The organism is Kribbella caucasensis (assembly GCF_004361855.1).
Lineage (GTDB): Bacteria > Actinomycetota > Actinomycetes > Propionibacteriales > Kribbellaceae > Kribbella > Kribbella caucasensis.
In genome coordinates, this window is sequence record NZ_SNWQ01000013.1 from 80,184 (window position 1) to 92,645 (window position 12,462).

General features: G+C 68.3%; 10 protein-coding genes. 7 read left to right on the top strand and 3 right to left on the bottom strand.

Features of this window, described 5'->3' with window-relative positions:
- Window positions 1–86 precede the first annotated feature (86 nt).
- On the top strand, window positions 87–1,637 hold the full coding sequence (locus EV643_RS25410) for an alpha/beta hydrolase (protein WP_133802654.1): 1,551 nt from the start codon (window positions 87–89) through the stop codon (window positions 1,635–1,637).
- Here EV643_RS25410 and EV643_RS25415 read toward each other — a convergent pair whose 3' ends face one another.
- Window positions 1,638–2,132, bottom strand: coding sequence for a DUF402 domain-containing protein (locus EV643_RS25415; protein ID WP_133802655.1), 495 nt, complete (start codon window positions 2,130–2,132; stop codon window positions 1,638–1,640).
- 55 nt (window positions 2,133–2,187) lie between these two features.
- On the opposite strand from EV643_RS25415, the gene rfbB reads away from it, so the two are divergent.
- Window positions 2,188–3,186, top strand: coding sequence for a dTDP-glucose 4,6-dehydratase (gene rfbB / locus EV643_RS25420; protein ID WP_202869751.1), 999 nt, complete (start codon window positions 2,188–2,190; stop codon window positions 3,184–3,186).
- Here rfbB and EV643_RS25425 read toward each other — a convergent pair whose 3' ends face one another.
- A complete protein-coding gene (locus tag EV643_RS25425; RefSeq protein WP_133802656.1) occupies window positions 3,187–3,699 on the bottom strand; it encodes a ribonuclease FAU-1 family protein in 513 nt (170 codons plus the stop codon).
- Between the two features lie 157 nt (window positions 3,700–3,856).
- Between EV643_RS25425 and dxs the strand changes: the two genes are divergently transcribed.
- The 4 genes from dxs to EV643_RS25445 all read left to right on the top strand — a co-directional run bounded on the left by dxs (window position 3,857) and on the right by EV643_RS25445 (window position 10,129).
- Window positions 3,857–5,752: a 1-deoxy-D-xylulose-5-phosphate synthase gene (gene dxs, locus EV643_RS25430; protein ID WP_133802657.1), complete on the top strand. Its 1,896-nt coding sequence runs from the start codon at window positions 3,857–3,859 to the stop codon at window positions 5,750–5,752.
- A complete protein-coding gene (locus EV643_RS25435) occupies window positions 5,712–7,085 on the top strand; it encodes a hypothetical protein (protein ID WP_133802658.1) in 1,374 nt (457 codons plus the stop codon). Before dxs ends, EV643_RS25435 begins: the two co-directional genes overlap by 41 nt.
- 113 nt (window positions 7,086–7,198) lie before the next feature.
- Complete coding sequence (locus tag EV643_RS25440; RefSeq protein WP_133802659.1) at window positions 7,199–8,575, top strand: hypothetical protein; 1,377 nt, start codon at window positions 7,199–7,201, stop codon at window positions 8,573–8,575.
- 72 nt (window positions 8,576–8,647) lie between these two features.
- Window positions 8,648–10,129, top strand: a complete 1,482-nt coding sequence (locus EV643_RS25445; RefSeq protein WP_133802660.1) for an APC family permease — start codon at window positions 8,648–8,650, stop codon at window positions 10,127–10,129.
- Window positions 10,130–10,141: 12 nt separating this feature from the next.
- Here the strand turns inward: EV643_RS25445 and EV643_RS25450 are convergent, their stop codons facing one another.
- Window positions 10,142–10,933, bottom strand: a complete 792-nt coding sequence (locus EV643_RS25450) for an aminoglycoside adenylyltransferase domain-containing protein (RefSeq protein ID WP_133802661.1) — start codon at window positions 10,931–10,933, stop codon at window positions 10,142–10,144.
- A gap of 47 nt (window positions 10,934–10,980) precedes the next feature.
- On the opposite strand from EV643_RS25450, the gene EV643_RS25455 reads away from it, so the two are divergent.
- Window positions 10,981–12,288, top strand: a complete 1,308-nt coding sequence (locus tag EV643_RS25455; protein ID WP_133802662.1) for a hypothetical protein — start codon at window positions 10,981–10,983, stop codon at window positions 12,286–12,288.
- The last annotated feature ends 174 nt before the right edge of the window (window positions 12,289–12,462 follow it).

Sequence of the window (12,462 nt, forward strand, 5' to 3'; positions counted from 1 at the left end):
GTTGTCGGCCGTTCTCAGCTGTTCTCACCGGGGCCCGGGTCGTCTAGCGTGAGCGAACCGGAACAGGATCATCACAGGGGGTCACTGTGCGCCGCTTGAAGATTCTCGCCCTCAGCTCCGCGTTCGCGTTGCTCTCGCCCACGCTCGCCCTGCCGGTCGCCCAGGCCGCCGAAGTACGGTCCGCCGAAGTACAGGCCGCCGAAGTACAGACGACCATCGGATGTGTGGACAGCGTCCCAGAGCCCGGTACTACGGTCCCGGTGCGGATCTGCTACTCGCTCTTCAAACCCGCGACCGCGTCGGCCGGCAACACGGTGCCGCTGATCTTCCACAGCCACGGCTGGGGTGGCAGCCGGACGAAGGACGCGGCCACCTTCGCGTCGTACCTCGATGCCGGGTTCGGCGTACTGAGCTTCGACCAGCGCAGCTTCGGGGAGAGCACCGGCGTCGCGCACGTGATGAACCCGGACTACGAGGGCCGCGACGTGATCCGGCTGGTCGATCTGGTCACCGGCCTGGACTGGGTGACGAAGCAACGACCCGGTGATCCGCTGATCGGCGCGATCGGCGGCTCGTACGGCGGTGGCTACCAGTTCGCCGGCGCGTTCACCGAGGTTCGGGACCGCGGCCGGACCAGGTTCGACGCGCTCGTGCCCGAGGTCACCTGGTGGGACCTCAAGCAGAGCCTGGCGCCGGACGAGTCCGCCCGGACGTTGTGGCTGATCGGCCTGTACGCCGGTGGTGGGAGCCACCTTCCACCGGCGATCCAGGCCGCGTTCGTCGCCCTGATCACCACCGGGATCTGGCCAGCGGGGAACGCGGGCCGGGAGCTCGACGCGTTCTTCGCCAAGAACGGCCCGGCCTGGCACGTGCAGCAGGGCCGGAAACTGGACATCCCGGTGCTGATCGGCCAGGGTGCGACCGACAATCTGTTCAACCTCAACCAGGGCCTGCAGAACTTTGACAAGGCCCTGACCTCGCAGGCCCGGAAGCGTTCACTGTTCGTCGGCTACAACGGCGGTCACACCCTCCCGGCCGTCCTCCCGCCGGGCTTCGCGACCCCGGGGGATCCGTGCTCGATCGCTCTCGGCAGCCCGAACTTCGCGAGCCTCGCCCAGCGGTTCCTGGCCCTCAATCTCAAGCACCAGAACACCGCGCTGACCGGCTTCGGCAAGTACCACCTGGCCACCGCCGACGCCCGCTGCCTCACCCAGCGCAGCCTCGCGCCAGACCGGCACTTCAAGGTCCGCAAGGTGATCACCACCGCGAACGTCGGCCTGCCGATCAACATCGAGCTCGCGAAGGGCCCGATCACGGTCGCGGGCGTTCCCCGGCTCAACACGAAGGTGTCCACGCTGCTGCCCGACGCCGCCGCATACTTCGCCTTGAGCGTCGGTACCAGTCCGCTCACCGCCCGCGTCGTCCAGAACAACACGCTCCCGCTCCGCGAACCGAAACCAGTCGGCGGCGCACGCCGTACGGTCGAGCTCCCCGGCATCGCGGTCGACGTCCCGGCCGGCAAGTCCCTCTACCTGACCATCGCTCCGACAGCAGACATGTACGCCGGCCAGAACGGCCGCATCCCCAGTCCTCCGCTGCTGACCAACTCCATTGTGGAGGTCAACACGGTTCGCTAATCAGCGGACCTGGTCCAGGTAGGTCTTGTAGACGGTGAGGAACGGCTCGTCCTCGACGACGGCGCGGACGAGCCGGTCACACGACGCCTGGGCGGCGGCGATCACGTCGGCCGGGTAGCCGTACTCGACCTGGTGCTCGGCGAACTCGTCCTCGTCGTCCACCAGCACCGTGCCGTCGCGGCGCTTGATCACGTCCAGGTCGAGATCGACCATGGTGACCTCGTCCTCGCCGAACGTCACCGGCGTGGTGATGTCCGCGTAGATCAGCGTCCGCGTCGGCACGTCGTTGAAGCTCGCGGTGAACCACTGGTCCCGGGGGAACAGCTGGACATGCGCCTGCTTGTGGGTGATCTCCGGCTCGTCGCCGCGCTGCGAAACGGACCCCTTCCGCGCGCCCAGCCAGACGCCGTACTGGTCTTCCCCCAGGAACCGCATCCACTGGTGCCAGTGCAGCTTGCCGTCGAATTTGCGGTAGACCACCCGGACGTTGCGCATGGGCGTCACCGTACCGAAGCGCCCGGTCACCTTCGGCCTCGCTATCCTGTGCCGCATGCGACGGATGCTCATCACCGGCGGCGCCGGTTTCATCGGCTCGAACTTCGTGCACGACACCGTCCGGCGGTACCCGGACGTCGAGGTGACGGTGCTCGACGCGCTCACCTACGCCGGCAGTCAGAGCAACCTGGACCCGGTGGCCGGGCAGGTCACCTTCGTGCACGGCGACATCTGCGACGCCGAGCTGGTGGACAAGCTGGTCGCCGAGACCGACGTCCTGGTGCACTTCGCCGCCGAGTCGCACGTGGACAACTCGCTGAACGACCCGTCGCCGTTCATCAAGAGCAACATCATCGGCACCTTCACCCTGCTCGAGGCGGTCCGCAAGCACGACAAGCGGATGCACCACATCTCCACCGACGAGGTGTTCGGCGACCTGCCGCTGGACTCGGTCGAGCAGTTCACGGAGCAGACGGCGTACGACCCGTCCAGCCCGTACTCGGCGTCCAAGGCCGGCTCGGACATGCTGGTCCGCGCCTGGGCCCGCTCGTACGGCGTGGCCGCCACCCTGTCGAACTGCGCGAACAACTACGGCCCGTACCAGCACGTCGAGAAGCTGATCCCGCGGCAGATCACCAACGTGCTGATCGGCGAGAAGCCGAAGCTGTACGGCGCCGGCGAGAACGTCCGCGAGTGGACCCACGTCGACGACCACAACGACGCGGTGCACCGGATCATCACCGACGGCCGGCTCGGCGAGACGTACCTGATCGGCTCCGGCGACGAGCGCAACAACAAGCAGATCATCGAGAAGATCCTCACCCTGATGGGCGAGCCCGCCGACGCCTACGTCCACGTCAACGACCGGCCCGGCCACGACCTGCGCTACTCCAACGACTCCACCAAGATCCGCACCGAGCTCGGCTGGCAGCCCCGGTACGCCGACTTCGACGCCGGCCTCGCCGCCACCATCGACTGGTACAAGGCGAACACAGCCTGGTGGGAGCCCCAGAAGGGCGCCGCCGAAGCGAAGTACAAGGTCCTGGGCCGCTGATCAGACCGGAGTCTGCAGGGCGCGGAGCTGGTCCAGGTAGGTGTGGTAGACGGTCTGGAAGGGCTCCGCGGTGGTGATGTTGGCGACCACCCAGTCGCAGGTGGCTCGGGCGGTGGCGACCACCTGGGGCGGGTAGGCGTACATGAGCCGGTGCGCCTCGAACTCGTCTTCGTCCATGACGCGGACCGTGCCGTCGCGGAGGAGGCGGACGTCGAGGTCCAGGTCGACGACGGTGACGGAATCGACGCCGAACTCGGCCGGCATGGTGATGTCGCAGTAGATGCGGGTGGTGTGCGGCTCGTCGTTGAACAGGGCACTCCACCACTGGCCGCGGGGGAACAGGCGGACCCGGTGGTGGTCGACGCTGACCCACCTGCCATCGGCGCGCTGGGCCCGGTTGCCCGGCTGGGAGCCGACCCACAGGCCGAACTCGTCCTCGCCGAGGTGGATGTGTTCGAGTAGCCGGTGTGGGCGCCCGTCGTACTTGCAGAAGAGAGTGCGCACCATCTCCATGCCGATCACTGTAGGTGAGGATGCCTCACCGGCGAACAAATGACACCCGGGCGGCGTCCCGAAGTGTGAGATTGGTCCGGTCGGGGTTGCCGGGTGCGGAAAGAGTCCGCCCGGTACGTAGACTCGGACCTTCCAGGACAACCCGCGGAGGAGCTCGATGCGCCTGCTGGAGACGGTCGGTGGCCCGGCCGACCTCAAGGGCATGACCGACCAACAGCTCGGCGAGCTGGCCGCGGAGATCCGCGACATGCTGGTCGAGACGGTCTCGCGGACCGGCGGCCACCTGGGCCCGAACCTGGGCATGGTGGAGATCACGCTGGCGATGCACCGGGTGTTCGACTCGCCCCGGGACCGGCTGGTCTACGACACCGGGCACCAGACCTACGTGCACAAACTGCTCACCGGCCGGGCGCCGAAGTTCGACACGCTCCGTCAGCAGGGCGGCCTGTCCGGCTACCCGAGCCAGGCCGAGTCCGAGCACGACATCGTCGAGAACAGCCACGCCTCCACCTCCCTGTCGTACGCCGACGGCCTGGCCAAGGCGTACCGGCTGCGCGGTGAGGACCGGCACGTGGTGGCGCTGATCGGCGACGGCGGCCTGACCGGCGGGATGGCCTGGGAGGCGCTGAACAACATCGCCGCCGAGAAGGACCTCAAACTCGTCATCATCGTCAACGACAACGGCCGCTCCTACAGCGCGACCGTCGGCGGCCTGGCGACGCACCTGACCAGCCTGCGCACCAACCCGCGGTACGAGAAGATCCTCGACCTGGTGAAGAAGAACCTCAGCCGCACGCCGTACGTCGGAACGCCGATGTACGAGGTACTGCACGGGGTGAAGAAGGGGCTGAAGGACATGCTCGCCCCGCAGGGCATGTTCGAGGATCTCGGCCTCAAGTACGTCGGGCCGGTGGACGGCCACGATCGCCTGGCGATGGAGGACGCGCTGCGGAAGGCGAAGGCATTCGGCGGCCCGGTGATCGTGCACGCGGTGACCCAGAAGGGCTTCGGGTACGCCGCCGCCGAGCAGGACGAGGAGGACAACTTCCACCAGATCCGGCCGCTGAACAAGCCGCGTGGGTGGACCGACGTCTTCGCCGAGGAACTGGTGCAGATCGGGCACCGCCGGCCCGACGTGGTCGCGATCACCGCGGCGATGCTGCACCCGACCGGGCTGGCGCCGTTCGCGGAGGCGTTCCCGGACCGGATCTTCGACGTCGGCATCGCCGAGCAGCACGCGGTGACGAGCGCGGCCGGCCTAGCGATGGGCGGCCTGCACCCGGTCGTCGGGTTGTACGCGACCTTCCTGAACCGCGCCTTCGACCAGTTGCTGCTGGACGTCGCGCTGCACAAGTGCGGCGTCACCTTCGTGCTGGACCGGGCGGGTGTCACTGGTGATGACGGCCCGAGCCACAACGGCATGTGGGACATGTCCCTGCTTCAGGTGGTGCCCGGCCTGCGACTGGCCGCCCCGCGCGACGGCGCCCGGGTGGTCGAGCTGCTGAACGAGGCGATCGACGTCGACGACGCTCCGACCGTACTGCGGTACGCGAAGGGTGAGGTGTTCCCCGACCTCGAGGCGATCGACCGGATCGGCGGCACCGACATCCTGGTCCGCACCGGCAAGGACGTCCTGCTGGTCGGCATCGGCGCGATGGCCGCGACCGCGGTGGATGTGGCCGAGCGGCTCGGCGCCCAGGGATTCGGGGTGACCGTGGTCGACCCGCGCTGGGTGAAGCCGGTCGCGCCCGAGCTGATCGAGCTGGCCAAGGAGCACAAGTTCGTCGTCACGATCGAGGACAACGGCCGGGTCGGCGGTTGCGGTTCGGCGATCGCGCAGGCGTTCCGGGACGCGGGCGTGACCACGCCGGTGCGCGACTTCGGCATCCCGCAGGTGTTCCTCGAGCACGCCAAGCGGCCCGCGGTGCTGCAGGAGATCGGGCTGACCGGTCAGGGACTCGCCCGGGACGTGATAGAGATGATCGCCAAGCATCAAGGGGACGCGATCACCAGTGAGCCAGACACCGCGAGCGGCAGGCCGGGCAACGCCTGACCCCGGCTCGGCGCGGGGCCGCCACTCGGCGGCGCCGCGGCGAGGACGGGTCTGGCCGTTCCTGACCGCCCTGGCCCTGGTGGCCGCGGCGGTCGGTGGTGGCCTGGCCCTGCACCGTTCCAGCGCCGACGACCTTGGTGGCCCGTCCGCCTCGGTTGAAGCGTCCGGTGCGACGGATCTGGCCGCGCGTGCCGCCGGGGTGGACGAGGTGCTCGCCGGCCGGGCCGACGCGGTCCGGCTGGACAAGGTCGACCGGTTCCTCGCGGATGTTGACCCGGGCAACAAGAAGCTGGTGGCGCGACAGCGGACGCTGTTCGAGAACCTCCGGCAGTTCGGTTTCGCCAGCCTTCGGTACGAGCGGCTCCAGGAGCAGTACGACCAGTCCCTGACCGACAGGTACGGGCCGTCCACCTATGTCGTCGCGGTGGCGATGACGTACCAGATCCGCGGGATCGACCCGACTCCGGTCCGGACCATGCTCGGCTACACCTTCACCCAGCGGTCGGACGGGCGGTGGATGCTCGTCTCCGACAGCGACCTGGACCGCCGGCTCCCACGTGGCTCACACCAGGAGGCCTGGGACACCGGCGAGGTGCTGGTCAAGCGCGCGCCGCGGGTGCTGGTCGTGGTGGAGCGAGACCAGGCGCAGCTCGCCGGCACCCTGATGGTCAAGGCGAGCAGCGCCGTCCGCGCGGTGAGCAAGAGCTGGCCGGGTGGCTGGACCGGCTCCGGTGTGGTGATCGCGCTCGACGACAAGATGGTCCGCGGCGCCGACTACACCCTGCCGAAGAACGCCGAGGACGCGCTCGCGATGGCGACCTGGGTCTATCGGACGTTGCCCGGTGAGGTGAGCGGGCTGGGGGAGCGGGCCGACTCGTACGTCGTGGTCAACCCGCGCAACCGGACCAAGGTGGACGCCCGGATCCTGGCGCACGAGTTCACCCACGTCGCGACCGCCCCGTACGGCACGTTCGCCCCGAGGTGGCTGGTCGAGGGCGCGGCGACGTACGTCGAGTTCCTCCCGATGGCGGGCGCGTCCGATCTGGCGCTGGACAAGTACCGCGAGAAGGTCCGGACGACGTACCTCTCGAAGGCCAAGGGATTGCCGGCGGACGCGACGTTCTTCCGGGACTCGAGCAGCTCGTATCCGCTGGCCTGGCTCGCGGTGGACTACCTGTTCCAGCGGTGGGGCGGGACCGAGGTGGCCACGCTCTACCAGGAGCTGGCCGCACTCGGATCGACCCAGGCCGAGCGGAACCGGATCATGATCGAACACCTCAACATGACCGAGGCCGGCCTCTTCCAAGCACTGAAGGCGGCAGCGGCTGCTTGATCGGGGCAGACTGGGGCAGATCGTCCGCTCGGCGTGTCGGTGGTGGATCCGGCTGGACCGAGTAGGGTAGCCGGGCTGTTGCTGACGGGCGGACCCGGAGGAATCGACCCGACGTGAGTGTGTTACGCCCTGCCGGCAACCCGCCAGGCGGCCAGGATCCGCCCCGCGGGCCTCGCCGCTGGCTGGGCCTGCTCGTCGCGGTCGCGCTGGTCTCCGGCGGCGTCGTCTATGCGGTTGAGGTCCGCGAGGAAGATGCTCGCAACAGGACAGCGGCAACGGCCAAGACACCCGCTCCGCCCAATCAGAGCAACAAGCCGCCCTCCAAAACGGCCGCGGCGGTCGCGGCCCGCCGGGTCGCCGTGGACACCATCCTGCTCCGCCGGGCGAGGGCGGTCCGGCTCGGCAACGAGAAGCTGTTCCTGCAGGATGTCGACCCGGCCAACGCCGAACTGCGCCGGCAGCAGCGGGTGCTGTTCGCGAACCTGGTCGAGCTCGGTTTCAACGAGATCGGTTACAGCCAGGCTGAGGAACGGTTCGATCCGCAGGCGGCCCGCGGGCACGGCTCGACGACGTACCTGGTCCGGGTGCTGATGCGGTACCAGATCCCGAAGGTGGACGTGGCTCCGGTCACCACCGAGCTCGGCTACACCTTCGTCAGCCGCGGTGGCCGGTGGATCCTGGCCGATGACGACGACCTGGACAAGGACCTCGGACCGGGTGCACACCGGGAGCCGTGGGACCTGGGCCGGATCGAGGTGCAGCGCGGCCCGCGGGTGCTGGTGATCACCGAGAAGGGCGACACCGAGCGCGGTCGAGCGATCAAGAACGAGGCGACCGAGGCGCTGACCCAGGTCGCGGCGTACTGGCCGCGCCGGTGGCGGGGGTCGGTGCTGATCGCGGCGCTGGACGATACCGAGGTACGCGATGCCCGGTTCGCCGACGAGGACGTCGAGTCGGCCGCGAGCGCCGGGTCGACGTTCTCCTCGCTGCCCGGTCAGGACACCGCCGACGGCACCGTGGCCGGCGCGTACATCGTGATCAACCCGAAGGAGCGCGACCGGGTCGACGAGATCCTGCTGTCGCACGAGCTCACCCACGTCGCGACCGCGGACCTCGGCGGGTACGAACCACTCTGGCTGGCCGAGGGCGTGGCGGAATACGTGTCCTGGCGGGGGATCGAGAAGATCAGCGGGCCGGGCGAGGTGGCCAAGTGGGAGCAGGAGGTGGTCGACTCCGCGCTGCCGGTGCTGCAGGCGCTGCCGTCGGATCTCGGCTTCTACCAGAGCAACGCCGACGTGTACGGCGTGAGCTGGCTGGCCGTTCGCTTCCTGGTGAAACAGTTCGGGCTGGCCGCGGTCGAGGACCTGTACGACGACCTGGCCCGGCACGGCACCGACCAGGCGAACCGGGACCGGATCCTGCTCGGGCGCACCGGGTTCACCGAGGCGTCGCTCTGGCTTTCCCTGAAGGAATACCAGCCGCAACGCTGAGTGGTGGATTGACCTCGCCGGGTCTCCAAAGGCAAGGTCGGGATGGTCCGTCCACAGCGAGGAGGCAGCCAGATGAGTCTGTTGCGGAAGAAGACGATCGAGCAGTCGATCGCCGACACCGACGAGCCGGAGTACCAGCTCAAGAAACGCCTCACCGCCGTCGACCTGACCGTGTTCGGGATCGGCGTGATCATCGGGGCCGGCATCTTCACGCTGACCGGCCGGGCCGCCAAGACGTACGCGGGTCCGGGGATCGCGCTGTCGTTCGTGCTGGCCGCGATCTGCTGTGCGCTGGCCGCCCTCTGCTATGCCGAGTTCTCCTCGACGGTGCCGGTGTCCGGGTCGGCTTACACGTTCTCGTACTTCTCCCTCGGCGAGGTGTTCGCCTGGATCATCGGGTGGGACCTGCTGCTTGAACTGATGCTCGGCGCGAGTGTGGTCGCGCAGGGCTGGTCGACGTACGCCGCGCTGTTCCTGGATCAGATCGGGTTGGGCTGGCCGGACTCGATCGGGCCGGACAGCAGCGTCAACGTGCTGGCGATGCTGCTGGTGGTCGTGCTGGCCACGCTGGCGACGATCGGGATCAAGGAGTCGCTGCGGGTCAACCTGGTGCTGGTCGCGATCAAGTTGTTCGTGGTGCTGTTCGTGATCATCGCCGGCCTGTTCTACATCAAGGGCTCGAACCTGACGCCGTTCATCCCGCCGAGCGTGCCCAACCCCGATCCCGACGTCACCATCACCACGCCGTTGTTCCAGGCGTTGTTCGGGTTCAGCCCGTCGACCTTCGGCATCATGGGCGTGATCTCCGGCGCCTCGCTGGTGTTCTTCGCGTTCATCGGCTTCGACGTGGTCGCGACCACGGCCGAGGAGGCGCGGAACCCGCAGCGCGACCTGCCCCGTGGCATCATCGGCTCGCTGGCGATCTGCACCGTGCTCTATGTGCTGGTCTGCATCGTCATCACCGGCATGATCAAGTACACCGACATCAACAGCGAGGCCGCGCTGGCGGAGGCGTTCCGCTCGGTCGGCCGGCCCAGTTTCGCCACCCTGATCTCGGCGGGCGCGGTCGCGGGTCTGACCACGGTCGTGCTGACGTTGATGATCGGCGCCGCGCGGGTGGTGTTCGCGATGAGCCGGGACCACCTGATGCCGCGTCAGCTCGGCAAGACGCACCCGAAGTACGGCACGCCGTACCGGCTGACCATCGGGATCGGCATCGTCGTCGCGATCGTCGCCGGCGTCACCCCGATCGGGAAGCTGGAGGAGATGGTGAACATCGGCACGCTGGCCGCATTCACCATGGTGTCCATCGCGGTCCCGCTGTTGCGCCGGCGCCGGCCCGACATCCAGCGCGCGTTCAGGATGCCGGGCAACCCGGTGCTCCCGATCCTGGCCGCACTGATCTGCTTCTACCTGGCGCTGAACCTGTCGCTGGAGACCTGGCTGCGATTCGCGATCTGGATGGCGCTCGGCTTCGTGATCTACGCGGTCTACGGCTACCGGAAGAGCCGGGTCGGCGAGGAAGAGCGGACCGGGGAGCCTACTCGAGCTTGATCGACCGGGAGACTACTCGAGCTTGATCGAGATGTCCGTCGCGTAGTCCGCGAAGGCGATCGTGGCGGCGACCGCGTCCGGTGTGGCCGCGTCCTCGGGATCGAAACCGAGGGCGCGGCCGTCCATCGCCTGGTGGCACAACTCGAACCAGCGTGGATCGAGTGCGTCCATCGCCCAGAGCAGCGCGGCCTTCTTCGAACAGACCCGTGCGCTGTCGAGCGTGTAGAGCATCCGGCACAGCGTCGTCACGGCGTACCGCTGGCCCCACGCCAGCTCGATCGACACCCAGGTCGCGAGATCGTCGAGCAACGTCGGCACGTCTCGCCGCATGCGGGCCCGCAACGCTGCCGCCGGAACCACCTCGACCAGGCTCTTCGGATCCGGTCCGGCCAGCGTCACGCCGTACTCTCTCAACGTCCACCGGACCACCTCGGAGTTGCAGTGCGTCGACCACTGCATCTGCCGCCAGCCGTGGTCGATGTAGAGCCAGTTGTGGCCGAGTCCGTCGAGGGCGCGGAGTTGGTGCGCCTGCGGATACGAGCCCTCCAGGTGCTGGGTCCAGAAGCCCGGCCGGGTGGGGATCTCGTCGTGCAACTCGCGCAACGCCCGCTCCTGGTCCGCGGTGATCGGCCGGGAGACCGGGATGAGGAAGTCGCAATCGCTCTGCAGGTCGGCGTCACCGAGCGCGAACGAGCCCTGGAGATAGGCCCCGACGAACGCGTCGCCGAGGATCGCGCCGGCTTTGGAGGTCAGTTCCTGGAGGAGTTCGTTCAGCTCGGCGTACGGGGTCGGATTCTGCGCCATGACGGTAGGATCCCTCAGGCTGTCATCACATAGAGCAGGATTTTCCGATGAAACACCCCAGACGCGTCCTGGCCGGCGTCGCGGCGCTGGTCCTCGCCGGTACTGCGGGGGTGGTGGCGGCTGGGTGGTCCGACGACAGCGGGTCGCCTCCGGGTGGGACTGCGGTTGCGGCGGAGGCAGCTCGGACCGGTCTGAGCGATGAGCAGAAGGTGGCCCGCAAGCGCGAGGTCGACGTCGTGCTGGCGCGGCGGGCGACCGCAGTACTGAAGGGTGATTTGGCCGGATTCCTCGCCGCCGTCGATCCGAAGCAGCCTGCGTTGGTCGCGCGGCAGCGGCTGCTGTTCGTGAACCTGCGCAAGTTCGGCTTCAGCACGCTCAAGTACTTCGCCGCCGACGACTGGAACGCCCCCAACCTGGTCGACAAGTACGGCCCGACCACGTACACCGCTCGAGTGATGATGCGGTACCAGATCGCCGGTCTGGACCCGAAGCCGGTCCAGACCGACCTCGGCTACACCTTCGTACGCCGCGCTGGTGGCTGGACGCTGGTCGAGGACGGCGCCATCGACGAGGTCCTCAGCCGCGACGGCCACCGCCAGCCGTGGGACTACGAGGAAGTCGCCCTGGTACGCCGTGGCCGGGTCGTCGTGGTCGTGGACAAGAAGGAGGCCGAACTCGGCAAGAGGATCGCCCGCGTCTCGTCAGGCGCCGTCGCGGCCGTCCGCCGGCATTGGCAACACCCGTGGAACGGCGCGGTCCTGGTCGTCGCGATGCCGGACACCCGAGTGATGGCCACGATCTGGACGGCCGGCTCCGGACAAGGCTGGACGATCGCGGCGAAGGCCGTCACCTTGTTCGAGAACGAGCAGATGGGCAAGCCACGGGGTGCGCCGGTCGGCAGCCGGATCGTGGTCAACCCGGCGATGCGCAAGGGCCTCGAGGAAGACCTGCTCGTGCATGAGATGACCCATGTCGCGTCCGTGCCGATCGGGGTGAGAACGCCAACGTGGCTGGTCGAGGGCCTCGCGGAGTACGTCCGAACCCGCTCGATCGAGGACGACCCCCAATGGACGGTCGACCCGTATCGCCGAGTGGTGCGGACGAAGTACCTCCGAACGATGAAGACCCTGCCGAGTCCCTCTTTGTTCGACGTGGATGCGGACCGGGCGTACGGCCTGAGCTGGTGGGTAGTCGAGTACCTGGCCGACGCGAAGGGTGCGAAATCCCTGGTCCCCCTCTACACAGACCTAGCCCGCCACAACACCACCCCGGCGGCGTACACAACCATCATCAAAAAGCACACCGGCAAAACCCCCGCCCAACTGACGGCCGCAGTCAAAAAGTTCAAGGGCTAGCCGGTACGTCGCTCCACGCGGCCGCCGACGTGATCCGGAGGGCTGCCCAAAGCGAACACCCCGGCACCGACCACCGAGCCCGGCCACGCCCGCCCGCACGCGAGAACCCCGCCGACCTCGAACAACAACCCGGGACCTTGACCAAGAACCCGGGACCGTGAACTGGCTATTTCA

What these genes read in the sequence shown, in the direction of transcription:
- EV643_RS25415 (WP_133802655.1), bottom strand. Translation starts at nt 2,132, where the DNA reads ATGCGCAACGTCCGGGTGGTCTACCGCAAATTCGACGGCAAGCTGCAC.
- rfbB (WP_202869751.1), top strand. Translation starts at nt 2,188, where the DNA reads ATGCGACGGATGCTCATCACCGGCGGCGCCGGTTTCATCGGCTCGAAC.
- EV643_RS25425 (WP_133802656.1), bottom strand. Translation starts at nt 3,699, where the DNA reads ATGGAGATGGTGCGCACTCTCTTCTGCAAGTACGACGGGCGCCCACAC.
- dxs (WP_133802657.1), top strand. Translation starts at nt 3,857, where the DNA reads ATGCGCCTGCTGGAGACGGTCGGTGGCCCGGCCGACCTCAAGGGCATG.
- EV643_RS25445 (WP_133802660.1), top strand. Translation starts at nt 8,648, where the DNA reads ATGAGTCTGTTGCGGAAGAAGACGATCGAGCAGTCGATCGCCGACACC.
- EV643_RS25450 (WP_133802661.1), bottom strand. Translation starts at nt 10,933, where the DNA reads ATGGCGCAGAATCCGACCCCGTACGCCGAGCTGAACGAACTCCTCCAG.
- EV643_RS25455 (WP_133802662.1), top strand. Translation starts at nt 10,981, where the DNA reads ATGAAACACCCCAGACGCGTCCTGGCCGGCGTCGCGGCGCTGGTCCTC.